24 protein-coding genes are annotated in these 26,364 nt (G+C 42.3%); 20 read left to right on the top strand and 4 right to left on the bottom strand.

Annotation, left to right across the window (positions count from 1 at the left end; genetic code table 11):
- Positions 1-4: 4 nt before the first annotated feature.
- The 11 genes from P5V12_RS10265 (at position 5) to P5V12_RS10215 (ending at position 11,132) form a co-directional block, all read left to right on the top strand.
- Positions 5-1,360 carry a DUF1302 family protein gene (locus tag P5V12_RS10265; protein WP_316957262.1) on the top strand — a complete coding sequence of 452 codons (1,356 nt, stop codon included), beginning with the start codon at positions 5-7 and terminating at the stop codon, positions 1,358-1,360.
- Positions 1,361-1,391: 31 nt separating this feature from the next.
- Positions 1,392-2,390 (top strand): hypothetical protein, encoded by a 999-nt coding sequence (locus P5V12_RS10260; protein ID WP_316957261.1) that lies wholly within the window; start codon positions 1,392-1,394, stop codon positions 2,388-2,390.
- Between the two features lie 103 nt (positions 2,391-2,493).
- Complete coding sequence (locus P5V12_RS10255) at positions 2,494-3,753, top strand: hydroxymethylglutaryl-CoA synthase family protein (RefSeq protein ID WP_316957260.1); 1,260 nt, start codon at positions 2,494-2,496, stop codon at positions 3,751-3,753.
- On the top strand, positions 3,741-4,532 hold the full coding sequence (locus P5V12_RS10250) for an enoyl-CoA hydratase/isomerase (RefSeq protein ID WP_316957259.1): 792 nt from the start codon (positions 3,741-3,743) through the stop codon (positions 4,530-4,532). Before P5V12_RS10255 ends, P5V12_RS10250 begins: the two co-directional genes overlap by 13 nt.
- Positions 4,533-4,534: 2 nt before the next feature.
- Positions 4,535-5,284: a polyketide synthase gene (locus tag P5V12_RS10245; protein ID WP_316957258.1), complete on the top strand. Its 750-nt coding sequence runs from the start codon at positions 4,535-4,537 to the stop codon at positions 5,282-5,284.
- 61 nt (positions 5,285-5,345) lie between these two features.
- Positions 5,346-5,585 (top strand): acyl carrier protein, encoded by a 240-nt coding sequence (locus P5V12_RS10240; protein WP_316957257.1) that lies wholly within the window; start codon positions 5,346-5,348, stop codon positions 5,583-5,585.
- 1 nt (position 5,586) lies between these two features.
- A complete protein-coding gene (locus P5V12_RS10235) occupies positions 5,587-6,831 on the top strand; it encodes a beta-ketoacyl synthase N-terminal-like domain-containing protein (protein WP_316957256.1) in 1,245 nt (414 codons plus the stop codon).
- 75 nt (positions 6,832-6,906) lie between these two features.
- The gene (gene fabD, locus P5V12_RS10230) at positions 6,907-8,055 is read left to right on the top strand and encodes an ACP S-malonyltransferase (RefSeq protein ID WP_316957255.1); all 1,149 of its coding nucleotides are present in this window, start codon (positions 6,907-6,909) and stop codon (positions 8,053-8,055) included.
- A gap of 10 nt (positions 8,056-8,065) precedes the next feature.
- Positions 8,066-9,028, top strand: coding sequence for an acyltransferase domain-containing protein (locus P5V12_RS10225; RefSeq protein WP_316957254.1), 963 nt, complete (start codon positions 8,066-8,068; stop codon positions 9,026-9,028).
- A 53-nt stretch (positions 9,029-9,081) separates the two neighbouring features.
- Complete coding sequence (locus tag P5V12_RS10220; protein WP_316957253.1) at positions 9,082-9,759, top strand: GDSL-type esterase/lipase family protein; 678 nt, start codon at positions 9,082-9,084, stop codon at positions 9,757-9,759.
- A 596-nt stretch (positions 9,760-10,355) separates the two neighbouring features.
- Positions 10,356-11,132, top strand: coding sequence for a carbonic anhydrase family protein (locus tag P5V12_RS10215; RefSeq protein WP_316957252.1), 777 nt, complete (start codon positions 10,356-10,358; stop codon positions 11,130-11,132).
- 146 nt (positions 11,133-11,278) lie between these two features.
- Here P5V12_RS10215 and P5V12_RS10210 read toward each other — a convergent pair whose 3' ends face one another.
- The 3 genes from P5V12_RS10210 to dusA form a co-directional block, all read right to left on the bottom strand.
- The gene (locus tag P5V12_RS10210) at positions 11,279-11,728 is read right to left on the bottom strand and encodes a TerB family tellurite resistance protein (protein ID WP_316957251.1); all 450 of its coding nucleotides are present in this window, start codon (positions 11,726-11,728) and stop codon (positions 11,279-11,281) included.
- 20 nt (positions 11,729-11,748) lie between these two features.
- Positions 11,749-12,684: a transaldolase gene (tal, locus tag P5V12_RS10205; protein WP_316957250.1), complete on the bottom strand. Its 936-nt coding sequence runs from the start codon at positions 12,682-12,684 to the stop codon at positions 11,749-11,751.
- Positions 12,685-12,771: 87 nt separating this feature from the next.
- On the bottom strand, positions 12,772-13,707 hold the full coding sequence (gene dusA / locus P5V12_RS10200; RefSeq protein WP_410483336.1) for a tRNA dihydrouridine(20/20a) synthase DusA: 936 nt from the start codon (positions 13,705-13,707) through the stop codon (positions 12,772-12,774).
- A gap of 310 nt (positions 13,708-14,017) precedes the next feature.
- Here dusA and P5V12_RS10195 point away from each other — a divergent pair, with 310 nt between their 5' ends.
- The 9 genes from P5V12_RS10195 (at position 14,018) to P5V12_RS10155 (ending at position 25,508) form a co-directional block, all read left to right on the top strand.
- Positions 14,018-14,311: a DUF1330 domain-containing protein gene (locus P5V12_RS10195; protein ID WP_316957249.1), complete on the top strand. Its 294-nt coding sequence runs from the start codon at positions 14,018-14,020 to the stop codon at positions 14,309-14,311.
- Between the two features lie 232 nt (positions 14,312-14,543).
- Complete coding sequence (locus tag P5V12_RS10190; RefSeq protein WP_316957248.1) at positions 14,544-16,769, top strand: TonB-dependent receptor plug domain-containing protein; 2,226 nt, start codon at positions 14,544-14,546, stop codon at positions 16,767-16,769.
- 203 nt (positions 16,770-16,972) lie between these two features.
- A complete protein-coding gene (locus P5V12_RS10185) occupies positions 16,973-18,205 on the top strand; it encodes an ABC transporter substrate-binding protein (protein ID WP_316957247.1) in 1,233 nt (410 codons plus the stop codon).
- Between the two features lie 9 nt (positions 18,206-18,214).
- Positions 18,215-21,925 carry a response regulator gene (locus P5V12_RS10180; protein ID WP_316957246.1) on the top strand — a complete coding sequence of 1,237 codons (3,711 nt, stop codon included), beginning with the start codon at positions 18,215-18,217 and terminating at the stop codon, positions 21,923-21,925.
- A 50-nt stretch (positions 21,926-21,975) separates the two neighbouring features.
- Positions 21,976-22,287, top strand: coding sequence for a PilZ domain-containing protein (locus tag P5V12_RS10175; RefSeq protein ID WP_316957245.1), 312 nt, complete (start codon positions 21,976-21,978; stop codon positions 22,285-22,287).
- A 358-nt stretch (positions 22,288-22,645) separates the two neighbouring features.
- Positions 22,646-22,993, top strand: coding sequence for a hypothetical protein (locus tag P5V12_RS10170; RefSeq protein WP_316957244.1), 348 nt, complete (start codon positions 22,646-22,648; stop codon positions 22,991-22,993).
- A gap of 173 nt (positions 22,994-23,166) precedes the next feature.
- On the top strand, positions 23,167-23,778 hold the full coding sequence (locus P5V12_RS10165) for a LysE family translocator (protein WP_316957243.1): 612 nt from the start codon (positions 23,167-23,169) through the stop codon (positions 23,776-23,778).
- A gap of 48 nt (positions 23,779-23,826) precedes the next feature.
- The gene (locus P5V12_RS10160; protein ID WP_316957242.1) at positions 23,827-24,831 is read left to right on the top strand and encodes a zinc-binding alcohol dehydrogenase family protein; all 1,005 of its coding nucleotides are present in this window, start codon (positions 23,827-23,829) and stop codon (positions 24,829-24,831) included.
- Positions 24,832-25,025: 194 nt separating this feature from the next.
- The gene (locus tag P5V12_RS10155; protein WP_316957241.1) at positions 25,026-25,508 is read left to right on the top strand and encodes a hypothetical protein; all 483 of its coding nucleotides are present in this window, start codon (positions 25,026-25,028) and stop codon (positions 25,506-25,508) included.
- Between the two features lie 26 nt (positions 25,509-25,534).
- Here the strand turns inward: P5V12_RS10155 and P5V12_RS10150 are convergent, their stop codons facing one another.
- The gene (locus P5V12_RS10150) at positions 25,535-26,020 is read right to left on the bottom strand and encodes a hemerythrin domain-containing protein (RefSeq protein WP_316957240.1); all 486 of its coding nucleotides are present in this window, start codon (positions 26,018-26,020) and stop codon (positions 25,535-25,537) included.
- Positions 26,021-26,364: the final 344 nt, after the last annotated feature.

Raw genomic sequence — 26,364 nt, 5'->3', positions numbered from 1 at the left:
GTGTATGAACAACAATAATTTGTTAAGTAAAGAAATCGCTTTGTTGCTTGCTTCCAGCTTGCTGGCAGGTTCTGCGAGTGCTCAACAGGGCAGTTCCGGGGAAGATATGCTCTTCTCTGATTCTGACATGTTTTCCGGGCTTACATCAGAAACTGCAACAAGCGATGAGAAAAGTTTTCTTGAAGCGTATGTTCTTGATCCTTCCAGGGTAACCCTTTCTCATGAACTCGGTTATAAAGTGGCTGATCCGGATGGTATGCAAAAGAATCGATCTTCAATTCGTATTGAATATGGCAAGTACCTATTTGATAGCTCCTATATTCAACTGGACGGCAAATCCACACGATTTCACGAGGATGATCATCGTCACGAAGCTGAGGGTTCCTATGAACGTTTGAATCAGGCTTATATACAGACTAGCTTTGGTCAAACCAGCATTAAATTGGGCGTGCAAACCATCGCTTGGGGGGAGTCCATTTTGGCTCCGATCACCGATGAAATCAGTCCCAGGGATAACAGAGAGCTGTTTAACCTCGATTTGGAAGAATTGCGAATCGGTCAGGCGATGTTGAGTCTGGATCAGTTCTCCGATTACGGAAAGTGGAGTATTTTCATTAATCCTGACCCTGAGTTTAATGAAAACCCAATTTATGGGACGGCGTACAATCCAATATCTGATGTTCCACAACCTGCCTTTGTCTATGTCGACAACGATAATTCGATGGAATACGGTGGTAGTTGGAAACAGACGTTTGGAAGCTTTGAATTCAGCGCTATGGCAGCCAGCTTGATTGATAACGATTATGCGCGAAAGTTTAATTCAGAAGGATTGATTGAGTTGTCGGAGCATCGTTATTTTCTAGGTGGTGCGACATTTAATTATGTTCTCGGTGACTTTTTGCTGAAGGGTGAATTTGGCTATAAATCGCCAAAGGTGTTTAGTAATAAAACTGGCGATCAATTGATTGAAAAAAAACAGTTTGATGCTTACCTAGGTATTGAGTATGCGCCCAGCTCAACGTTTACCATGAGCGTTGAAGGGCTGAATCAACATATCCTTGATTGGACTCAGGATATAGAAGGAACGCCAGGTGCACCCGGCAAAAAGGAAAATCAACAGTCATTAATGTTGAATATAACCAAGTTGCTTATGCATGAGAATTTATCGCTTAACTTTATCAGTATATACAACGGCCCACAAAGCAGTTATTTGAGCATGTTTTTAACGGATTACGAGATGTCTGACAATATCACGTTGGAATTGGATTTTATTTATCCGCATACTGATGATGAGATGAGTACCCTTTGGCGAGTGAAGGATCAGAAGCAAGTCTCGTTTAAAGTGTCGTATCAGTTTTAACTACCAAGCCCAGGCAGATTAGGAAATGACAATGAGTACAGATTGGGTTGCAGAATATTTTACCGCCATGAAAGATTGTGGCGAAGATATCTCAATTATTTACGGACGTTTGCCCGAGGGGGAAGAAAATCAAGCGCCTGAATGGTTTGAATTGCCTCATGATAAATATGATGGCATAAGTGGAATGGCATACTTGTTGCGAAATGCAGGCTTTAGTATCGATGTTTTGCCTTCATTAAAAAATGACAGTTATCGTTTCTTTAAATCGGTTAAAGGGATTCTGTCGGTATTGCCACATATGGGCATGCGCCAGCAAAAGTGGGTTCGCTTTGATCGTTCTGTTGCAAAGTTGGAGCTTCCCGTCTCGGAGCGAATTGCATGGCACCTGTTCAGTGAACAAGAGTCGCAATACATTGTGGCTGATTCTAAGAAACTCGGTGTTACCGTGAACAGTTATCTTTTATTCCACCTTGATCGAGCTGTTTCTAAGATACTGACTTCACCAGAGGATGCTCGCAAGTGGATGGTGCCTGTAAATATGCGCGGTGCGGTGTCACGAAAAAATGAATATACACCACAAATGTCATTTCTCGGCGTTGATACGCAAGCGGACACAACATTGACAGATATTCATGGGCAAGTGCTTAAGGCAAAAAGCAAAGCCTTTCATTGGGGTGCATGGGCAATGTTTAATGCCGGTTTTCTCGCCGGTAAAGAAGGTATTCGTAAAGACATAAAAAAACGCGATGCCAGGAATCACAGCTGGACCGGGACATTTTCCAATTTGGGGGTTTGGAATATACCGGGCGCAGGGAGTTGGTTATTCGGGCCAACCACAGGACGAACCTATCCGGTTGCTGCGGGGTGTATCTCCATGAATAAGCGTATAGGTATTACAGTTCAGCTTCATGAAGCTCTGCTTGGCGATATCGAAACTGCTTACGATGTCGTTGACCTTTGGAGTAAGCACGTTCTTTCCGGTAATCAAGAATCTGAACATTCTCCGAAAAAAGAAGCTGAGACAATTTAGGCAGCTTTTTCAAGAAAAATCACACATTTTTATTCACTTTTTAACACTGGCGAAGGGCAGTGTTAGGGTTGTTTTGTCTAATTAAGAAATCAGGTAATACGTTATGGTTAAAGTTGGAATTGAAGCAATGAATATCTTTGCGGGCACTACATATTTAAACGTAGAAAAGCTTGCAGAACACCGTGATCTGGATAGGACTCGGTTTGAAAACTTAATGATGAAGGAAAAAAGCGTCGCTTTACCTTACGAAGATCCTATTACCTTTGCTGTTAATGCTGCGAAACCTATTGTGGACGCACTCAGTCCGGAGGAGAAAGACAGAATTGAAATGGTAATTACCTGTACCGAATCTGCTTTTGATTTTGGTAAATCGATGAGTACATACTGTCATGATCTTTTGGGGTTAAATAGAAATTGCCGTTTGTTCGAGGTGAAAAACGCTTGCTACTCCGGTGTGGCTGGTTTTCAAAACGCCATTAATTTTGTGCTTTCCCAGGTTTCCCCTGGTGCTAAAGCGTTGGTTATTGCTACAGATATTTCACGTTTTCTTATCGAAGAAGGCGGCAGTGCCAGTTCAATGTCTTGGTCTTTTGCGGAGCCAAGCAGCGGTGCAGGTGCAGTTGCCATGCTTATCAGTGAAACGCCCTATGTATTTCAAATTGATCCTGGTGCTAACGGCTGTTACGGCTACGAGGTAATGGATACATGTCGAGCCACCGCCGATAGTGAAATTGGCGATTCCGACCTTTCTTTACTTTCCTATCTGGACTGTGCGGAAAATGCCTTCCTAGAATATCAAAAGCGAGTGCAGGGAGCTTGTTATGCAAATAGTTTTGGTTACCTCGCATATCACACGCCTTTCGGCGGCATGATCAAAGGTGCGCACCGTAATATTATGCGTAAATTAGTCAAAGCGACACCCGCAGACATTCAAGCGGATTTTGATCGAAGAATGACTCCAGGACTAACGTTCTGTCAGCGTGTTGGTAATATTATGGGCGCTACTGCAATGTTGTCTCTCGCCAGTACAATTTATAACGGTAATTTTGATACGCCAGAGCGAATTGGTGTTTTTTCCTATGGTTCTGGTTGTTGCTCTGAATTTTTCAGTGGTGTGGCAACAAAAGAAGGCCAGGAAACTATTCGTGGTATGCAAATTAAAGAACAACTGGACAGTCGTTATGAGTTAACGATCGAAGAGTATGAGCAAATGCTGGAAGGCAGCTCAGTGGTCAAGTTTGGTACACGAAATGTTGTTCTGGATAGTAATTTTATTCCGCAGGCTAGAAAAACTCATGGTAAGCCCGTGCTGTTCTTAAAAGAAATTAACGAATATCACAGGGAATACGAATGGGTATCATAGAAAATATCTCAAATTACGACACCATAAAGGTTCGTCTGGATAACGATATTTGTTTTATTCAAATAGATCGTCCTGAAGCAAAAAATACAATTAACGATCAACTTATCGATGACTTTATTCACGCATTAGATCAAGTAGAGTCTTTGGTTAAAGTTGTTGTTTTGGAAGGCTCGCCAGAAGTCTTTTGTTTTGGTGCGGACTTCAAGGGTATTCAAGAACGTTTTGATAACCCGGAAATGGATAAGGCTCCGAACCCGGAGCCCATGTATGATTTATGGACCCGCCTTGCTTCGGGCCCATTTATCAGCGTGGCTCACGTAAGAGGGCAAGCCAATGCCGGTGGTATTGGTTTTGTTGCTGCTTGTGATGTGGTGATTTGTGAAGATAAATCTGTATTTAGTTTATCCGAGTTGCTTTTTGGTTTAATGCCGGCCTGCGTGCTGCCCTTTCTAATTCGAAAAATGGGATTCGCTAAGGCTCATTATATGACTTTGATGACAGAGCCCGTGAATGCGCAAAGTGCTCATGAATGGGGGTTGGTCGACGAATATGCAGAAAACAGTTCGAATTTACTCAGAAAGAAACTACTTCGTTTTCGGCGCTTATCAAAAGATGCTGTAGCTCGGTATAAGCGATACATGAATGAGTTAAACAGTGATTTGTCTGACTCTAAACCCAAGGCATTAGCGACAAATGCAGAAATTTTTTCTGATAGGAATAATCTTGAAAAAATTGCTCGCTACGTTAGAACTGGCAAGTTTCCATGGGAGGAGGTGTAGCAATGAATGATCCGGTAGTTGTAACTATTGATCATGGTGATGGTATTTTAGAAATTAAAATGCAGGATCGGGTCAATAAGAATACGTTTTCTATTGAGTTGGTTTTGGGGCTAATTGATGCATTTGAGTCCTTAAAAAACGATACTCGCTACAAGGTAGTTGTTCTTACTGGCTATGATAATTATTTTGCGAGCGGTGGAACGAAAGAAGGTTTGATATTACTTTCAGAAGGAAAAACCAAGTTCTCAGATAACGATTTTTATAGTCTTGCACTTAACTGTCCGATCCCAGTTGTTTCTGCGATGCAGGGGCATGGTATTGGTGGTGGTTTTGTTCTTGGTTTATTTGCAGATTTTCCCATTCTTAGTAAAGAAAGTGTGTATACCACCAATTTTATGAAGTATGGGTTCACCCCCGGCATGGGCACCACGTTTATTTTACCCAAAAAGATTGGGATTAGTTTGTCTGAGGAAATGATGTTCCTTGCTAAAACCTATCGTGGTGAAGAACTTAAGAACAGGGGTGTTCCTTTTGCGGTGTTACCCCGTGCTGAGGTTATGGATTATGCCATGGATATAGCTAAAACTATTGCGGAGAAACCCAGAGTCTCACTTGTTGCATTGAAAGATCATCTTGTTGCATCGCTTAGGGAAGCCTTACCCAAAGCCATTGATCAGGAGTTGGCAATGCATGAAGTGACTTTTCGTCAGCCTGAGATAAAAGAGCGTATACACGCTTTTTTCGGAAATTAACAAACCAAGAAATGATTTTATTGATAGCGCCCGTTGATATTAGGGCTTTAGGAGAAAAACAATGACTCACGAAGAAATTTTTAACATTATTAAAGGCCATACATGCGAAGTACTTCCTGATTTGGTAAATCACGACTTTGTTCATACTGATTCGTTAAAAAGCCTCGGGGCAAATTCTATAGACCGTTCTGAAATTCTTATGATGACTCTTGAGAGTTTGTCTGTTCGTGTTCCTATGATTGAATTTGCGAAAGCCGAGAACATGGGTGACCTGGCAAGAATTTTCCACGAGAAGCTTTAATATGTCTGAATCTAAAACTGATATTGTTGTTACCGGTCTTGGTGTAACTTCATCTATCGGTCAGGGCAAGGCGGAGTTTACCTCTGCCTTGTTTTCAGCAGCCGCTAACTTTAGAGTCATGCAACGTCCCGGAAGACAGTTTCCCTCAACGGATGATGCTTTAAAAACTCAATTTATAGGCGCTGAAATAGATAAGCTTACCCTTTCAGATCGCATTCCCGCTGGCTTGGTCAGAACTGCCTCTTTTTCCGGGCAGGCGGCATTAGCCTGTCTTGATGAGGCGTGGGATGATGCTAATTTGCTGGATGTTGATCCCACACGCATTGGTTTAGTGGTTGGTGGTTCTAATTTCCAACAGCGAGAGTTAGTCCAGATACATGACAGCTATCGGGAGAAGCTTGCGTTTTTGCGTCCGACATACGGTCTTTCCTTTATGGATAGTGATGTGTGTGGCATGTGTACAGATGTCTTTGGCATTCGTGGTGTTGCTTATACCATAGGCGGCGCTTCTGCGAGTGGTCAGGTGGCGGTGTTAAAAGCGATTCAGGCCGTGGAATCTGGTCAGGTGGATGTATGTATTGCCATCGGTGCGTTAATGGATCTCTCATACTGGGAATGTCAGGGCTTTCGTGCACTAGGTGCGATGGGGTCCGAACGATATGCATCGACGCCTGAACTGGCTTGCCGTCCATTTGATAAAGCACGTGATGGTTTTATTTATGGTGAAAACTGTGCAGCCATTGTTGTTGAGAAGGCAACGAGTGCCAATCGCCCGAATATATCGGCTTATGCCCGTGTTGCTGGTTGGTCCATGCGAATGGATGCGAATAGAAATCCAGATCCTTCCTTTGATGGTGAAGTCGCTGTAATTCAGGAGGCATTAAAGAAAGCCTGTATCAGCCCAAGTGAGGTTGATTATATTAACCCGCATGGAACAGGTTCTGGCTTAGGGGACGAAACCGAGTTAAAGGCCATTACTCACTGCGGGCTTAAAAAAGCCTATATTAATTCCACCAAGTCGATTATCGGGCACGGCTTAACTGCGGCGGGGGCGGTTGAGATTGCCGCAACGTTAATTCAAATGCGAGAAAATAAATTACATATCTGTCGTAATTTGGATGACCCAATGGATACTTCGTTTAATTGGGTGCGACAAGAGCCATTACACACCGAATTAAATACGGCATTGAAAATGAGTATGGGGTTCGGAGGAACCAACTCTGCACTTTGTCTTCAAGCCATTTAAAAATATCTTCAATTTGTTACTGGGCGGTCGTATTTACGCCAGTAAATTATATGTATAAGAACATTAGGAGTCGCTATGAAAACCTACGTATTTCCTGGTCAAGGATCACAAGCAAAAGGTATGGGGGAAGGTTTATTTGACCAATACCCTGATCTGGTTAAAAAGGCAGATAAAATATTGGGGTACTCAATTAAGGAACTTTGCCTTCAGGATACTAATGGTGAACTTGGGAAAACACAGTACACGCAGCCGGCCCTATATGTTGTAAATGCGTTATCTTACTTTAAACAAATCGATGAATCTGGTGAAAAACCTGATTTTGTGGCAGGACACAGCCTGGGGGAATTTAACGCACTATTGGCCGCCGAGTGTTTCGACTTTGAAACTGGTTTAAAACTGGTTAAAAAGCGTGGTGAACTAATGAGTCAAGCCCCTGAAGGAGCAATGGCCGCGATTTTAAATATGCCGAAAGACGATATTCTTAAAGTGTTAAAGGATAATAACTTAAATAATATTGATGTCGCCAATTACAATACCTTTTCACAAATCGTCATTTCTGGTGCATTTAAAGAAATTGGTGAGGCTGAATTTGTATTTCAAGATGCGGGTGCGCGTTACTACCCGTTAAATACCAGTGGTGCTTTCCATTCCCGTTTTATGAAACCATCAGGTGAAAAATTTGAAAGCTATTTAAAGCGATTTAAATTTTCCGAGCCAAAAATACCTGTTGTTGCTAATGTAACGGCAGCACCTTATGCCGGTGGTGAAATAATTACTAACCTTTCCAATCAAATTTCCGGCAGCGTTCGTTGGTCCGAAAGTGTTCTTAATCTATTGAAGATAGCCGCTGAGCAAGGCGAGGAAATGGAATTTGTTGAAATTGGACATGGTGACGTACTTACCAAAATTATCGCCAAGATTCGTGTCGAGACGGCTGAAGAATTGGAGTGCGTTAAGATGGCCCAAAATACAGAGGCGCAAGCTTCTGCACCTGAACAAAAGGTATCGGTTATATTTGATATCGCTGAAAATGCGACGGCGGAAGATATTGTTATACAGTGGAATAAACAGTTTTCAGTGGGTACCAGAGTGACATCTACAACTGAGGGTTATGGCGACCTCGAAACAAGAACGGAAGCTGTGGTGTTATTTGGTCACCGCGCGGCGGTATATATGAAAGGCTATAACGGTTATTTCGATTTAAGAGAAGTAACACCTGCGTAATGGAGCCAGTATGAATAAGCCAATTGTATTTATGTTTCCGGGGCAGGGATCGCAATACTATCAGATGGGTAGGGAGCTATACGAAAATAACCCTTATTTCCATCAATGTATGTCTCAATGCGCTTTAATTATTCAAAGGAAGCTCGGGGTTTCTTTGATCGATGTTCTCTACGGAGAGGAAAACAAAACAGCAGTTTTTGATCGGTTGCTTTATTCCAATCCGGCACTGTTGGCGATTGAGTACAGTATTGCACGTACTCTGATAAATGAAGGGATTCAGCCGGACTATTTACTGGGTTACAGCTTGGGCGAATTTGCTGCTTCTGTTATGTCTGGCGCGTTAACTATAGAGGAGGGGCTTTCGCTTGTAATTGATTATGCCCAATTACTGGAGAAAAAAAGCCCCAGATCGGGGATGATTGCAGTAATAGAGTCGGCTGATTTTTTTCATAGGAATCCATCATTGTTCAGAGGTTCCTGGTTAAGTGCAAAAAACTTTCAAAATAATTTTGTGGTGACAGGTTTGGATGAAGACGTTAATTGCATACAGAGCGATTTGTCATCGAATAACGTTATCCATCAACGCCTGCCTGTTAATTATGGTTTTCACACGCCGATTATTGAGCTTATTGAAGCGGAAGTTAAAGGGTTATTTAATCAATACCAGTTCTCCAGAAATCAGATACCGAGTATTTCCTGTGCCAACGTAGGTATGGTTAATTCGTTTGATGGAGAACATTTGTGGAGGGCTTCCCGGAATATTATTCGTTTTGATGAAACTATTGCTATGTTGCTGAACGGCAAAGAATATACTTTCATCGATGTCGGCCCTACAGGAAGTATGTCAATGTTCTTAAAGTATATGCTACCTCCATCGTCCAAATCTCGCCATTATGAAACCATGAATCAGTTTGGTCGAGATGTTCGGACTTATGCTAACTTGATTGAAAATATGAGTGCAGAAATTGCTTAGTGTGAGCGTGAAGTTCTCTGTTCGTGTGTCTGTAAATCTCTGGAAAAATATATATGATTAAAATATTGCTAGGGCTTTCCTTGGCAGTTAACGCATTGATCGTGGCGGTAATTGTGTGGGTGTGGTCTGGTAGCGCATTAAATTATCTTTTTACGCAACTAAATAAACCACATTATGATCGTTGGAAGACTCAGTTTGATTCTTTTAATATTAAGCCGGAAGATACTGTATTTCTTGGTGATTCGATTACAGAGTTTGGTGCCTGGGATGAATGGTTCCCAAATTCTCGAATTATCAACAGAGGTATTTCAGGTGATACTACTGAGGGCGTATTGAAACGTTTAGCTCCTGTTGCCCAGGGAAAACCTGCTCAGGTCTTTTTGATGATTGGTACAAATGACCTTTTTGGCAATGTGCCAGAGGATAAGATCGTTGAGAATATATTGGAGATAATTCGGCAGATTAAGTCTGAGTCGAAACTGACTGAAGTGTATATTCAAAGTATTCTGCCTCGCCGACCAAGGTTTACTCAGCGTATTATTTCGTTAAACAATAACTTGAAAACTGCTGTGTCAGGGAAAGCTGAATGGATAGATTTATACCCATTGTTTATCGATGCAGAGCAAAAGTCGATAAGACCTGAATTGAGCAATGACCAGCTTCATTTGTTAGGTGAAGGCTACAAAATATGGCGCGACTATATAGCTCATTTAGTAAAGACATACCAATAAAGCTATGAAGCTTTGGGGTAAAAAAGATAGTGAGAAAAAACAGCTGTTAACTCTTCTTCCCTAGGATGTAAAATAGCTTTTTTCTCACTATTTATCACCCGTTGCCGTTAACTTTGAGTGCCTAAACTCTCTTAACTGCAATATCTAAATTTACATTTTCATTTCTACCGGGCCTGCCATAAATGCTATGCAGGTTATTTGGATATTACTTTTTCCATTCGTATTAACTAACGCTTAAAAATATGGCCTTTAATAAGAAGGCTATTGGTAATCATTCTTTTTAAGCTTTATATGCCAGGAATAGCGTAGTCGTAACAATAAATAAGCCTATTGAATAGAAGAAATAATGTCAGTGATATTTGGCTTGTTGCATTGGAGTGGAAGTAGCGAAGTTATTCTCATTTATTATTTCCATTTTTAATTAAAACAATCTTTATTTAAAAAATAATAAAACATAGGTTTGATTTTTCTCTGTTTTTTTGCGGTACTTCAAGTTTTTTTTGCCATTTTTGTCTTTTTTATAATCAGTCTGCCCGCCATAATTTAGACGTTTAATAAACATAATAATTTTTGCGTCACAAAGGTGGGAGTTTCTCATGAAAAATCCAATACTGAAGACAATGCTCGGCGGCATTGCTTTAATACTTTCCTCGATAGCATTTTCCGGCACGGGTGTTCACTGGGGCTACGATGGAGAAGAAGGACCCGAATACTGGGGAGATTTAGATCCATCCTATAGAATGTGTTCGATTGGTACAAAGCAATCTCCAATTGATATCTCGGATACTGAAGAAGCCGATGATGATGAACTCCGGGCTTTGAAATTCCGTTATAAGCGTACACCGCTGGAGATTGTAAACAATGGCCATACTATTCAGGTGAACTATGAAGCGGGTAGTTACCTGCAAGTTTCAAAAAAAGAAAAGTACCCCGTATTGCAATTCCATTTTCATGCGATGAGTGAAAATACGGTTAATGGTGTTCAGTATCCATTGGAAGTGCATATTGTTCATGTCGATGCGGATCATAATATTGCGGTTGTTGGTGTGTTGTTTGAAGTCGGTCGTCACAACAGGGCCTTGGATGCTTTCTTTAATAATTTGCCCCATCACCACGATGAAACGGTAACGGTTCCTGATGAGTTTATTAATGCTCGTGCGTTATTGCCAAAAGAAAAGAGTTATGTCCACTTTGATGGTTCTTTAACAACCCCGCCATGTACTGAAGGTGTTAAGTGGTATGTGATGAAGGACCGTATTGAAGTTTCTGCTGAGCAATTAGCTAAGTTTACGGAGTTGTATGATCATAATTATCGCCCAGTACAGAACTTGAATGGGCGTGTTTTACTGGAATATGATCATGATGATGACTAATTCTCTCGATCAGTAGCGCCTCTTTATGTTGAGAGGTCTTGATTATTAGAGATTTATTACTGAAAAGCCTGGTTCTTGTTTAAAGAGCTGGGCTTTTTTGCTATTTATGTCCCCGTTTATTTTGGGGTAATGGAATAGCTGCTTATTTACGTATGGTCGCGGCTCTCATGCTTCGCGCGAATAAAATCTCCATGCGCCATGTGTATTAGATCTGCGACTTTGCGGATGATGTACTCTTCGTATTTGTCCAGGTTGCCGTCGGCATAGGCGACTGTCCACATATCCTTGAGTAAGTTGAATTTTTCCTGATGAGAGCAGTGTTGGTTCACTAATTGGGTAAACTGGTATAGAGACGTTGAATTATCGCGTTCGGCTTTAGCCAGTTCCGTTAATTCAGTGCACTCCTCGTCGGAAAGGGAGAAATTTTCTTTTAATAAAAGAGACAGGGATGATAATTCTTTTTGATCAAATTTGTGGTCGATGGTGGCCACTTCTATGAGCAACGCCGCACTTGCAAGGCGGCGTTGCTGGTCGGTGAGCTCCTGTGATGGTTGCTTAATTTCATTTTGAAAAAAATCTAAAATTTTATTAAGCACTAGGTGCCCTCCAGAGGTGTTTACTTTTTAGAAGCCAGGAAGTTTTCCAGGTTAATCTGGTCTGCAACGAAGTTACGAATACCATCTGCCAGTTTATCTGTGGCCATAGGGTCGTCATTCATGGCAAAGCGGAACTCTGCTTCGGTTTGAGAAACTTTGGGCTGACTTTCACCCGTTTTATCTTCTGATAGAACACGCTCAAGATTACCAGTATCGGCTTCCAGTTCACCCAGCAGTTGTGGGCTAATGGTGAGGCGGTCACAACCAGCAAGGGCTTCCAGTTCACCTGTATTACGGAAGCTTGCGCCCATAACGATGGTTTTGTAACCGTGTTGTTTGTAGTAGTTGTAGATCTGGGTTACGGAAACAACACCGGGGTCTTCCATTGGTGCGTATTCTTTTTTATCGGTATTGGCTTTGTACCAATCGAGAATGCGGCCAACGAATGGTGAAATCAAGTAGGCTCCTGCCTCAGCACAGGCAACGGCTTGTGCAAAGCTGAAAAGAAGCGTCAGGTTACAGTTGATACCTTCTTTTTCCAGCACTTCTGCTGCGCGAATACCTTCCCATGTCGATGCGATTTTTATAAGAACGCGATCTTTACTGATGCCGGCTTCTTCGTACAAGCTAATCAGGCGATGGGCTTTGGCAATGGTGGCTTCGGTGTCAAAGGAGAGGCGTGCGTCGACTTCGGTAGACACTCTTCCTGGTACGATTTTCAGGATTTCGCAGCCAATTGCTACGGCCAGGTAATCAGCGGCTTCTTTTACATCGCCATTGGCTTTCGCTAGAGCGTCGTTCAATAGTGGAGCGTATTGCTCCAATTGAGCTGCCTTAAACAACAGGGAAGGATTTGTTGTGGCATCGAGCGGTTGGTAACGTTTGATGGCTTCAATATCGCCGGTGTCAGCAACAACATCGCTGTACGTTTTAAGCTGTTCTAGTTTGTTGGTCATTTATAAGCCTCGATAACCGTGTTTGTTAGTTAAGTGCGCGTATTATCACGGCTCAAGCCGTGAGTGACAACCGTAATTACCGATTGCCTATAGCGGCTGAGTGTATTGCAGGGCTTCCCTTAGCAAGTTGGCGCTGGCCCCGTCTTTATAGGCGTTTTGAGTAATAAAACGTCGGAACTGACGTGCGCCGGGTTGCCCCAGGAATAACCCTAAAATGTGTCTGGACATATGATGGAGACGGTTGCCCTTGGCGATTTCCTCTTCGCAATAGTCTGCAAAAGCCAGCAAAACCTGCTCCCGATTCAGGTTGGGGTTTTCCGTTCCAAAGATCTGCTGATCGGCTTCGGCTAAAAAGAATGGGTCGTGGTATGCCTGGCGGCCGATCATTACGCCATCGACATGTTCAAGCAGAGAGTGAGTTTGTTCCAACGTGGTTATTCCACCATTGATTGAAATGTGCAGGTTGGGTCTGTCCTGTTTTAGCTGGTATACGTACTCGTATTTTAATGGTGGAATTTCCCTATTTTCTTTAGGGCTTAATCCCTTAAGCCAGGCTTTGCGGGCATGGACAATAAATGTATCGCAACCGGCGGATGCCACTGTATCAACAAAGTGGACCAGGCCAGGGTAGTCCTCCATATCGTCAATGCCAATACGGTGTTTGACAGTGACAGGAATAGAGCAGGCGGCCTGCATGGCTGAAACACACTCGGCAACCAGCTCGGGTTCGGCCATTAATACAGCACCTATCTTGCCAGACTGCACACGATCACTTGGGCAACCACAATTCAGATTGACCTCGTCGTATCCCCAATCTTGTGCAATTTTGGCGCACTCGGCTAACGCTTTGGGGTCACTGCCACCGAGTTGTAATGCCACAGGGTGTTCCTCTGGACGAAAACGTAAAAAACGCTCTCTATGGCCATGAATGATCGCACCGGTAGTGACCATCTCTGTGTATAACAAGGTCTGACGGGTGAGGAGACGCCAAAAGTACCTGCAATGCCTATCGCTCCACTCCATCATCGGTGCAAGTGATAGCCGACGGTTGAAGGATGTGAATTGCTGTGTGTTAGGGGATTCTGAAGCCTTGGCCACGGTAGTTATATCGCTTAAAAAATACGGGTACATGTCTTGTGGCAATCGAGTGACTTTAAGCGGAATTTTCCACTGACCGGTTTGCCTTAAGTTGAGGGCGCATAGTGTATACAGAATCCCTCTGTTTGTGGAGGTTGTTTTTTGAACGAACGTGATAAAAAGCTTGGACTTTTTCTCGGTAACCTCTGTCTATATTTGCGCTTTATTTTTTAAATAGGAATATGGAGAAGCGAAGATGAAAGGTTATTTAGTTCTGGATTTGACTGTTAATAACTATCAGGAGTTTGTTGAGTATATCGAAAAAATTCCTGTATTTATTCATAAGCATGGAGGACGCTATATTGTTCAAGGGGTTGAACCCGAGCTAATGGAAGGCGATTGGTTACCCGATAGACTAATCGTTCTTGAGTTTCCATCCACCGGGCATGCCAGAGCGTTTCTTGCTGACCCCGATGCACAACCGCTTTTTGCTATTCGGCATAAAACAACAAAGAGCCAACTTATTTTGGCTGAAGGTTGTACGGAGTAGCATGCTGCCATTCATTCCGGGGCGCAATATTTTTCTAAGTATGCGTTAAACTTGTTTTTGTGATTAGGTTTGCGTAATTTGATTATTTTTTTCAATGCTTAACATCCCTGATGGCGATGGTTTTTATTTTGCCGCTGATTAATATCTCTTTTGTTCTTTCCTGGTGGGAATTGAATAAGCCATATTCTTTTCTATACTGTAGTAAAATCATTCAGGCCCTTACTCCTTCACAATGAATCGTTACGTTAAAAAAATTGGGCTGTTATCTTGTGTTGTATTCAGTTCGCCAGTTGTTATGGCCAGTTCGGGTGGTGCAAGTCCACTTCAATCTCAAGCTGTAGTGCCTTCCAGTAAACTCTTTGATATGAGTTTGTCTGAGTTGGGCAGTGTTGAAATTTCCACAGCGGGCAAAAAAGCGGAGCGTATTAATGATGTTCCCGCAAGCGTGGTGTTAATTACGCGAGAAGAAATTAAACATAAAGGCTATCAAAACCTTCGCCAGATTTTGGCGCAGATACCGGGTATGTATGTGTTGGATAATAAAACCTTCCACTATGTTACTTTGGGGGTTAGAGGTTATTGGACACAGTTGTCACGCAATGTCATTGTGATGATTAACGGCGTAAACCAAACAGAAAAATTTCATGCTGATTATCCGTATGTGTGGGCTACGCCAGTAAAGGCAATTGATCGCATAGAAGTGATTCGTGGACCGATGTCTGTCGTCTATGGCAGCGGTGCATTTTTTGGTGCGATAAACATTATTACCAACGATCGTGAAACGAATGATAAAAGCAGCGTTGTGGCAGGAGCGGGAAATAGAGAAACCTATGAGGCGGGTGCATTTATCCGAAATAACACATCGGATATCCGCTATGCGTTGAATACGGGATATTTTACTACCGATGGTGTGGATCAACCTTATCGTAAGATAACATCGAATTTACAGCCAGTTTATGAGGCCGGTATTGCAACAGATTCAACCAAAGGGCGATATGGTCGGGAACTTAAGTATGTGGATCTTTCCGCGCAATATCAGCGTTTTAATATTGAATTGGCGCATAAGGAAGTGGAGAGGGGGTTTAGTTTTGTGGTGCCTAATCCATTATCTTCTCCGTTAACGGAACAGGAAATGAATAATATTAAAATCAGTTATCGCCACCCGTTTAATAATGATTTTTATATAGAAAACCATCTTACCTACTCGTTGTCAGAAATTCGTTATCACTTACCGTTTGTGGATGAGCAAAACCCGGAGCCTTATTCACAAAGTAACAGTGAGTTTTGGGAGTTTGAATTCAACGGTTTTTATACCGTAAATCAAGACCTGGATATGAGCTTTGGTTTTCTGTACCAGGCGGTGAGTCAACATGAGCAGGAGGGGGATTTTGCCAATCTTGATAATTATCAACTGGCCTATGATTCATGTAGTCCGTGTACGCTTTCCTTGTTTTCTCAACTCAATTATCAAGTGAGTAAAAAATTACGTTTGGTGTCTGGCTTTCGGGTTGAGAGCTACGCAGATCACGATATTACCTATGAAAACAATATTGGTTTGACCGATGAGTATGGCAACAGTCTGCAAACCACATGGAAGGATACCATTAATCATGATGATACCAATGTTACTCCGCGTCTGGCGGCCATTTATGCCATTGATGATTCATCGCTGATAAAAATGCTTTACGGCCAAGCCTATATGGACTCAGATATTCTGAGTAATTTTGATGTACTGCGAGTTAGAAATGAATATGGCGATGAACGGGTTAGTTTTCTTGATGAAGAAGAAATCACTACTTATGAATTGATCTACGAGCGATTACACCATATACCCTTCAGACAAATCGTTTTAAACACGCAGCTTAATCTTTTTCAAAACAATCTGGATAAGTTGGTTTTGAGAAAAGAGGAGTTTGTGAATGGTCGTTTTATTACGCGCAGCTCAAACGAAGGCAAGATAAGAACCTACGGTTTTGAAGCGTCATTAAAAGTGCTTAATGGCAAGGACTGGTCTGGTGAGGCGGCCGTGTCCTATCAGGATTCCAGTGATCAAACCACCGGAAGAGGCTTGGCGTTCTCGCCCAAATGGTTGGCAAACATGAGCGTGACGTATCACTGGAATAGAAATCTACTGTCGACGGTTACTGCCAATTATGTCGATTCCATGCTGTCCCGGTTTGACAACGCTCCGGCTACCAACTCGCCGACCCAGAATCCTAATTCACCTGATTACATTCCCGTTGGGCGCTTAGGCGTTGAAACCAACGATTATGTTCGCTTTGATTTGCACATGCTATACCGCGGCTTGTTTGTGCCCGGCCTGGATTTGAGCATGAAGGTCGATAATCTGTTTGATGTGGATATTCATACACCGACGGATGCGGCCAGTGCCTGGGCGGATAAGGGCATGATGGAAAGTGGAAGAAGCCTGAAATTCGTACTGAGCTATGACTTTTAACTAATTTGTTTGTCTTTAAAAGCTTTTAGTTATATGCAGTCTCGAAAAATATTGTTTTTGCAATATGAGATCGTTGTTCCATGTAGCAAAACGGACGTTCAGTTAATCCTCGGCTAGTATTTAGGTATGTGCCCATACGGTGAGCGTGGTAACCAGCGTTTGGAGTGGAGTTGTCTATTCTATTACTAAACAGGGGTTGATGAATGAGGTCTTGCATCAGGCTGGTTTCCATGGTGCTTGGGGTATGGTGTTCTGTTGCATATGCAGAGGAGCGCCTGCTCAAGGTGTACCACGATGCGGACTACACCAACCATTACGAGTCTGCCCGGTCCATGGAAATGGGCTTTGCTACCGCGCTCGATGAAATTCAGCCTCGGCTTGGTGAGTACAAAATAGAATGGGTGCGAAAAGATCATCGCGGTAATTCGGTTCGCAGTTACCAGCATATGCAACAATATTTGTCAGACCCTGACGCGCTTATTTTCTTCGGTGGTTTGCATTCTCCTCCTTATATTCAGTATCGGGATTTTATCAACCAGAACGGCATACTGCTGCTGATATCCTGGGCAGCAGGAGGGCCAATTACCCGTTACAGTGAAGGGGCTAATTGGGTTTTTCGTTTATCCATTGATGATACTAAAGCCGGGTATAGGTTAGCTCAGTATGCGTTGGATGAAGCTCAGTGTCACACTCCCCATTTACTTCATGAAGATACGCCCTGGGGGAAATCCAACCACAATACTTTGCTAAAAGCTTTCAGTACTCGTCAAAAAAACGATATCAAAACAACGTGGTTTAATTGGCACACCAAAGAGCAAGAAGCCAAAATGCTGTTGAGAACAATTCAGAACGATGGCGCTGATTGCATACTCTATGTGGGCAATGCGCTTGAAGGTGAAGTTTTTTCTCTGGCCATGCTTTCCCTGCCGAACAATCAGCAGCTGCCTATAATCAGCCATTGGGGTATCACTGGTGGTTCGTTTGGCAAGATCATCAACAATAAAGCGCAGTCGCTGAAACTGAGCTTTATTCAAACCTGTTTTTCTTTTTTATCCTCACCAGTGAACGATTTCTCCAAAGCGGTATTTCTGCGGGCAAAACGTTTATTTCCCGACGAGCTTGAAAATATGTCCGATATACCCGCGCCACCGGGGTTCATTCATTCATATGATTTGGGGAAAGTGGTTCTTACTGCATTGCGGAGCTCAACGTTGACTGGTGATATTGTTCAGGATCGGGGACGTTTGCGGAATGCTTTGGAAAACATGCCCGAGTCGGTACAGGGTTTGATTAAAACGTATAACAAACCATTTCACGCGTGGGCTGAAGATCGGGACGATGCACACGAGGCGCTTGGTTTAAATGACTTTTGCATGGCTCATTACAATAAGGCGGGACATATTATTGTGCAAACCAGGAAGCGGGGGATGGAATAAGTCAATCATATGAATGACCATTCGGCTAAGCATAATTGGAAAAGACTGTCGTCAGATAAATTATTTTATCTGACAATTATTGCCAGTTTATTGGTTTCTATTCTTATTAGTATGTTTGTTGTTGGAGGTCGAGCTGATCGTATTATTTTTGGTTACATGGAAACTTCCAGTCGTGCACAGGCCCAGTTGGCGGTAAACAATCTGCAGAGTTTTTTGGATACCCGGATTAAATTGCTCCAGGATTTGGCTAACCAGCCATTGTTGGCGAATGCCGTTATGGGGTCGGGGAGATCAAAGGCAAACCTCATTGACTTTTTAAATGAATATCGGATTTTAGGTAAGCGAGAACCTTTAGTCTTATTGGATGTGGCTGGGCAAACGGTTTACTCCAATCACGAGGAATTAAATCGCCAGGTATTTAATTCGTTTCCCTGGTTTCAGGAGTTGCTCTCTGGAGACAAAGATTTTGTTATAAGTAGTATTGTCGATCACCAGCGTTTTTTCTTTCAGATTGCTGTGCCTGTTAAATATCACTCTTCTGCGGAAGGTGTTTTGGTGGTAATGCTGACGCCAAATCTATATGAATTTTTTTCATCTATTTTGTCTGACTCAAACCATGGTGTTGTACTCACTGGCAGATATTTTAATTACTCTACACTGGATAACCAATATGTATACAAAACTATTTCGGAAAGCAGTATAGCCAACAAAAATATTCACATGATCTACAGCATCCGAGACAGCGCGTTGCACGAACAGAAAGTGAAAGTGATGCGGGATATGGGCTTGTCTATTGTCGCTGCTCTATGTTTAACTTTTATCGTTATCGCCGGGTTTTCTCGTAAATTTATTCTAAACCCATTTAAGTTTCTCAAGAAATCCGAAAGTGATATTCGGGAACGCGAACGATTTTTGGAGCTGATCCTTCAGCGTATGCCGGATTATTTGTTTGTTAAGGACAAAGAATCGCGCCTGGTTAAAGCTAATGAGCGTTTCTTGAAGCTCTTTGGCGAAGTCGATAAGAATCAAATCATTGGCTCCTCTACATTGGATCGGTTTGACTCCAGAACCAGAGAAATGGTTCGCGAGCAAGATCTAAAAGCATTTAAAGAGGGATATGCCGAGATACAGGAAACTATCCTGTTTCCCAACGGCGAGGAACGCACGCTTGATACCAAAAAAATTCGTTTTGAAGAGTCAAATGGGGAGCCATTTATTCTTGGTCTGGCCAGGGATATCACAGACAAATTAATGCAAGAAAAAGCATTGAGAGAGAGTGAAGAGCGCTTTGAGCTGGCCGTGCGCGGGTCAAACGACGGCTTGTGGGATTGGGATATCGTTTCCGAAAGTGTTTATTACTCGCCCCGATTTAGGGAACAGATGGGGTACAAAGGTTCAGACCTGGAAGGTTTTCCAAATACCAAAAAGGCCTTTGAAGACAGTGTTCACCCTGAAGATAGAGCATTAGTGTCGGGCGCCATGCATGCGCATCTAAAGTTTAAGTCTGAATACGATGTTGAATTTCGCTTACGATTGAAAGAAGGTGGATATCGATATTTTCGTGCTAAAGGTAAAGCGTTATTTGATGCTAATGACAAACCCATTCGAATGGCCGGCTCATTAACCGATATCACCGAACAGATAAATATACAAAAGATGCTGGAGCAGGCCAAGGTTGATGCTGAGCAGGCAAATAAAGCAAAAAGTGAATTTCTGGCTAGCATGAGCCATGAAATCAGAACACCAATGAATGGTGTGCTTGGCATGTTGGGGTTACTGTTAAAAAGTGGTTTGACGGAAAGCCAGCTTCACCGGGTTTCCCTGGCGCAGAGTAGTGCGCAATCATTGTTGGCTTTGATTAATGATATTCTTGATTTTTCCAAAGTGGATTCCGGTAAGCTGGAATTAGAGGAACTGGATTTTAATTTATGCTCTCTGCTTAATGAGTTTGTTGAGTCCGTCGGCTATCAGGTTCAAGAGAAAGGGATTGAACTGGTTCTCGATGTGACGCAATTAAAGCAGAGTTATGTCCGTGGTGACCCTGGCCGCATTCGACAGATATTAACCAATATCGTTGGCAATGCGATTAAGTTTACTCAAAACGGAGAAATTGTAATTCGCAGCTCTTTGGAATCAATTGATGACGAAACCTGGGGATTCCAATGTGCAATTTCTGACACGGGTATTGGTATCCCTGTTAATAAACTTAATAATTTATTTGAATCTTTTAGTCAGGTTGATGCTTCAACAACACGAAAATATGGTGGTACGGGTTTAGGTTTGGCAATTGTCAGAAAACTATGTTATTTAATGGGAGGAGAAATCCACGTTGAAAGTGAAGTCGATAAAGGCAGTTGTTTTACTTTCTCTATTAAATTGAAAAAGAACCAGACTCCGCTTGAGGAAGTAAACAGTGTGGATTTGTCCGGTTATAGCATTTTGTTGGTGGATGATAATGCAACCAACAGAAACGTGTTAACTGAACAGCTCCATCATTGGGGGGCAAAAGTTTGTCAGGCAAACTCTGGGCAGGCGGCCTTAGAGTTATGCCAGGAAAGACATCTTAGGGGAATAAAACCACCGTTTAATGTCGCATTAATGGATTTCCAAATGCCCGGCATGGACGGCGCTGAACTTGGACGCCGCTTTACTCGTTCAAGAGAATGTTCCGGTATGAAAATGATCATGATGACCTCTATGGCTCAACATGATGATGTCGACTTTTATGCAAGCCTTGGGTTCTCTGCGTACTTCCCAAAGCCCGCAACGACACGGGACTTATATGAAGCGTTTACCGCGGTGATTGAAGAAAAGAACCAACCATCAGGGCAGCGAAAGCCTTTGGTCACGCATCATTATTTAAAAGACCTTAAGCGTGCGGAAAAAGATAATTTGAATGAACCTGAATCACCCTGGGGGAATAATTTACGTGTTCTGCTCGCTGAAGATAATCAAGTGAATCAGGAAGTCGCATGTGATTTATTACGGGACGAAGGCATAACCTGGATTGACGTTGCCGCAGATGGTGGTGAAGTGATTAGCAGTTTGCAGCAATCACCGGATGATGCTCAATACGCGCTTATTCTTATGGATTGTCAAATGCCAGACGTGGACGGTTATGAAGCCACGCGACGTATTCGGGATGGAAGCGCAGGTAGCCGTTATCGCCATATTCCTATTGTTGCCATGACTGCCAATGCCATGGCGGGTGATAAAGAAAGATGTTTAAACACGGGCATGAACGATTATTTATCTAAACCCATTGACCCTGAACAGTTAGCAAAAAAACTGGTGTTGTGGCTGCCTCAGAATAGTGTAGGTGAGAAAAAAACAGAGAGCCAAATCGAGACAGAGCATGAGCAAAAAGACAGCGGATCTTTAATCTGGGACAGAGAAGCGCTACTAAAACGCGTTAACAGAAAACAGGATCGAGTAACTCGTTTAATTGATTTATTTTTACAAGACATTCCTGAACGATTAAGTGATTTGCAAAAGGCAATAAATGAAAAAGATTTTGAACGAATTATCTATATTGCGCATACCGTAAAAGGGGTGGTTGCCAACCTTGGAGGTCAACGCGCGCAAGTGGTTTGTACAGAAATGGAAAGCTTGGCAGTTGACAATAATTTTCCTAAACTGAAATCAATCTTGCCAGTGTTACTTAAAGAAATTGAAGACCTAAGTGAAGAGTGTGAGCAATATCGATCAGAGTTTCGATAATTCATGTTATTGTGTTGATACTCTACAAATTTAAATAAGAGAGATACGCTATGGAAAACCGGAGATGTTGTGTCCGTCAGGCCATATCCGTCAATGTAAAAATTACTCATTCCGAAATCGGCGAGCGTATCGTTGAAACAAAAAATATCTCTGATACCGGATTATTTGTGATTGTTAACCCGAAGGATATGCCTGAAGTGGGGGAGATTGTACAAGGCCAGGTTCAGGGCATGCATTATGAGGCGCCAATTGTAAAAATGCGCATTGTACGCATTGAGCGGGATGGGCTGGCGTTAGAATTTATTGCGTTTAATGGCGATGATGAAAAAGGGGAGAATAACGAAGGCAACAAGGCTTCCTAGCTGTTGCTGGCAGGATATTTGAAACCTATCGCCGTGGAAGTGTGAGTTTCGGGTATCGGTTTTGGCATGTATATTTTTTGTTTTAATTCACGACAAATTCCATACTTGAGTATCTTTTTGTTCAATACTTTTCGTTGCATAATCCAAGCTTGATCGAATAGCCATCTAGCCGGTTGTTTTTTATCCATATAGCGTTCGGTGATGTTAAGCTTCAAACTCATAGCGATTTGGTGGTTTATTCGCCAAAGTGGGTCTAAATAGATCAAAGATATCTTTGTAAAAGTGCGGAAATCGCTAGATTAATTTTTGGCTCTAATCTACTATTGACGCTTAAACAAACGGTCAAGGAATGATGACAGTGCATAAAATAAAAAACGTTCATCAACCCGACATCAGCGAAATCCATAGTATTTTCGATGAGATTGATTACCTTGTTGCGTTTACCCAGCAAATGGAGGAGTCGCTCAGGAATGCCTACATCCAAAAAGTGACTTTTCCCGCGGATGAGTTAGCAAAAATCCGACAGAATCACACCCGCCATTTTCACAAGATACGCGAATTCAAACGCATCCTTGCGGAATACTGTCAGAACTTTCATTACGCTCAACATCGAAGTGAAATTCGAAATTATCTACATAATCTGGAAGAGCTTGAAATTCAAACAGCGGCTAATATCGGAACCGCGGCTAACCTGGTTAAGAAATAATCCCTTCTGGCGTTTATCTGACGCATTTCCGTTTCATCAAATAAAAAGTTATTTCCTTTACCCCCTTCATAGTATTCTTGGTGACATATACCCACACTTTGAGAAGGTCATCCGTATGCTCAAAGTGACGGAGTTCCGCAGGTAACACAAGCCTTATCTAGAGGGGGAACCGTATGATCAGCCTTGACTTTCTAATCACATCTTTTGTTGTGGTGCTCATCCCTGGTACGGGGGTTTTGTACACTATCTCAACTGGGTTACTTCAAGGGCAAAGGGCGAGTGTTTATGCCGCCTGGGGTTGCACTCTTGGAATCCTGCCTTCCCTTACCGCCAGTGTATTCGGTCTGGCGCTAATTCTGCATATGAGTGCCTTGGCTTTTCAGATAATAAAATATATGGGTGTGGTGTATTTACTCTATATGGCCTGGAGTCTGTGGCGGGAGGCCGGGGCTTTAAAACTGTCAGAACAGCCCGATGTTCGTGGTCTCAATATTGTAACCAAAGGTTTTTTATTAAACATACTTAATCCAAAATTAACATTATTTTTCCTGGCGTTTTTACCGCAGTTTATACCCCATACCGATACCGCAGCTATGAACAGTATGGTGTTGTTGGGGGGGATATTTATGTTAATGACATTACTCGTGTTTGTTTTATATGGGCTGCTGGCAGGTTTATTGCGAAACTATGTACTCAGTTCTGAGCGTTTATCTAAAATCATTCAGCGTTTTTTCTCGCTCAGTTTCGCCGGGCTTGGGGTAAAGCTTGCGTTGACTGAAAGATAAGACCAATTATTTATATAATTTCGACTACACACTATTTCGGAGTTTGAAATGAAAGCTGTCGGCTATCAAAAATCGTTACCTGTTACAGATAAAAACGTTTTGCTCGATATTGAACTGCCTAAACCCGAGGCTGCAGGTCGGGATTTGTTAGTGAAAGTCGAATCGATTTCGGTTAACCCTGTGGATACCAAAATACGTAAACGGGTTCAACCGGAGCATGGGAGTTATCAGGTATTAGGTTGGGACGCAGCAGGCACAGTGGAGAGTGTCGGTGGTGACGTTACGCTTTTTAAACCGGGTGATAAAGTGTGGTACGCCGGAGCTATTAATCGTCCGGGTTCAAATTCTGAATACCATTTGGTGGATGAGCGCATTGTGGCATTGAAACCGGAGAGCCTGGATTTTGCACAAGCAGCAGCATTACCGTTAACCAGTATTACGGCTTGGGAGATTTTGTTTGATCGTTTGCTTTTGGCGAAGGAATCTAAAGGGAAACTGTTGATTATTGGTGCCGCCGGAGGGGTAGGCTCAATTATGATTCAGTTGGCAAAATCATTGACCAGTTTAGATGTTATTGCCACGGCATCAAGGGAAGAAAGCCGGGCTTGGGTAACATCACTTGGTGCGGATTACGTGATTGATCATTCTCAGCCACTTCTACCTCAGTTGGAATCGATAAATAAAAGCGATATTGAATATGTGGTGAGTCTGACACACACCGGTGACTATTTGTCACAAATTGTGGATCTTATTGCGCCGCAAGGAAAACTGGCGCTGATCGACGACCCGGATGTTTTAGATATTATGCCGTTTAAACGTAAAAGTGTTTCTGTCCATTGGGAGCTAATGTTTACCCGTTCCCTTTTTGAAACCGAGGATATGATCGAACAGCATAAACTATTGACCTCGGTGGCCAAGATGGTCGATGCCGGCACAATAAAAACCACACTTACCAACCAGTATGGTTTAATTTGCGCAGAGAATTTAATCCGGGCTCATGCTTTATTGGAATCGGATTCCAGTCGGGGAAAAATTGTTTTAACCGGTTTCTAGCTGCGTATTTCGGACTAACGGGTGTGATGTCTTAGGTTAAATGGCCTGGCTATCTCTCTTAATGCGCCGTCGCGAGTGTTTTCTATGCCGTTTGTCTTCAAATGAATAGCTATTCTGGCATTCATATTTCAGTAGCGTTAGTATGAATATAGACGACAAGTATTTATGCTATATAAGCGGGTAAACCAAATTCCGTGGAACTTGCAAAAAAATTTATATATAAACCGCTACTGTTTTATATTCCTGGCCTGATTCTGTTGGTATATACCTTAGAAAAATACCCGGAATATAAGGATGTGGTTATCCTTGGTATATTTCTTTTAAGCATAGCTGTGATTGTCGTTAGCCCGTTTTATCTGCCGGTTGAACTGTATCTTAAAAAGCAATCGGCGGAGATTGATTGCGAAGGTGTTTTGGAGAAATTAAAAGACCTATTAACACCGGAATACGAGTGCTGTGTTCATCATGCACATTATCTAGATGGCTATAAACACTATGGTCGAGGTGGTATCTTTAAAGTCAGCTTTGAAATCAAGCTAATGGATGCTCACGCGCATATCACTGCAGTAAGTACTGGGCCTGCGGTCGAAGATGTCTACCGTATTCATAAAACACTGGAGACCGTGTTGCATGCAATGAATTCATTAGGGTACGAGAAAATAAAAAACCGTAAATAGTTTTTACTCGTTCTTTATCGTTTTTTCTACGCTTCTTCAGTAGAGCCTTCATTATCCAGATCGGATAGCTGAAGAAATATTTCGCTGGTTGCTTCTTCGTCACACAGTTTATCCAGCATGGGGTAAAAAATCTTTTCTTCTTTCTGATGATGTTGCTGCACAATGCTTAGGAGGTTTTGGATATTCGATTTGATATTCATATTATCGTCATCCAGTTTCCTTTTGATTTCTGAAATGCTTTCCTTAATTAAACCATGCTCGTAATACATAACATGGGTTGGGCCGTTACTACCGTTGCCCGATAGTTTTTCAAACCAGGGGAATAATACTTCTTCCTCCCATGTGACGTGCTTATGTAAACCTTTTTCAAATACGCCGAAATACATAATTGCGCGAGATTTGTCTTTTTCGAGCAAAACAATAAATTGGTTAAGTAAATGTTCAAGCCTGTTGTGATCAGCATCGAAGTAGTGTGAGATTAAAGCGCTCAGACTTTCAGGTGTAGTACTCATAAATTCGCTCTCTCGCAATGGCTCAGCTTACAGATCGCTTTCGCAATTTCAGGTTCACTCTATAGTAGTGATGTTTCGTCTTATTTCAGTTTAGTCGCTTACTAGGCATCGTTACTTATCGGTTTTCTTCCATAAAAGTGTGTAGCAGAATCGATGGTTCGGACGCTTTATTTCTTTTAGTAATCTTCTGTATCTGTTTTTATATTCTCTGTAACTAATTGAATAGTGCAAAGCACTAACGATAAACCATTTTTTTTTGTGATTCACCTTTTGTCTGTAGGTATTTTTATACTTTTATAAAAGGTGTCGCTATGGAGAGATTTGTGCCAAGTCGTTGGTTTTGG

The sequence above is a fragment of the Teredinibacter sp. KSP-S5-2 genome (assembly GCF_032773895.1).
GTDB lineage: Bacteria > Pseudomonadota > Gammaproteobacteria > Pseudomonadales > Cellvibrionaceae.
This window is presented reverse-complemented; position numbering and strand designations above follow the sequence as displayed.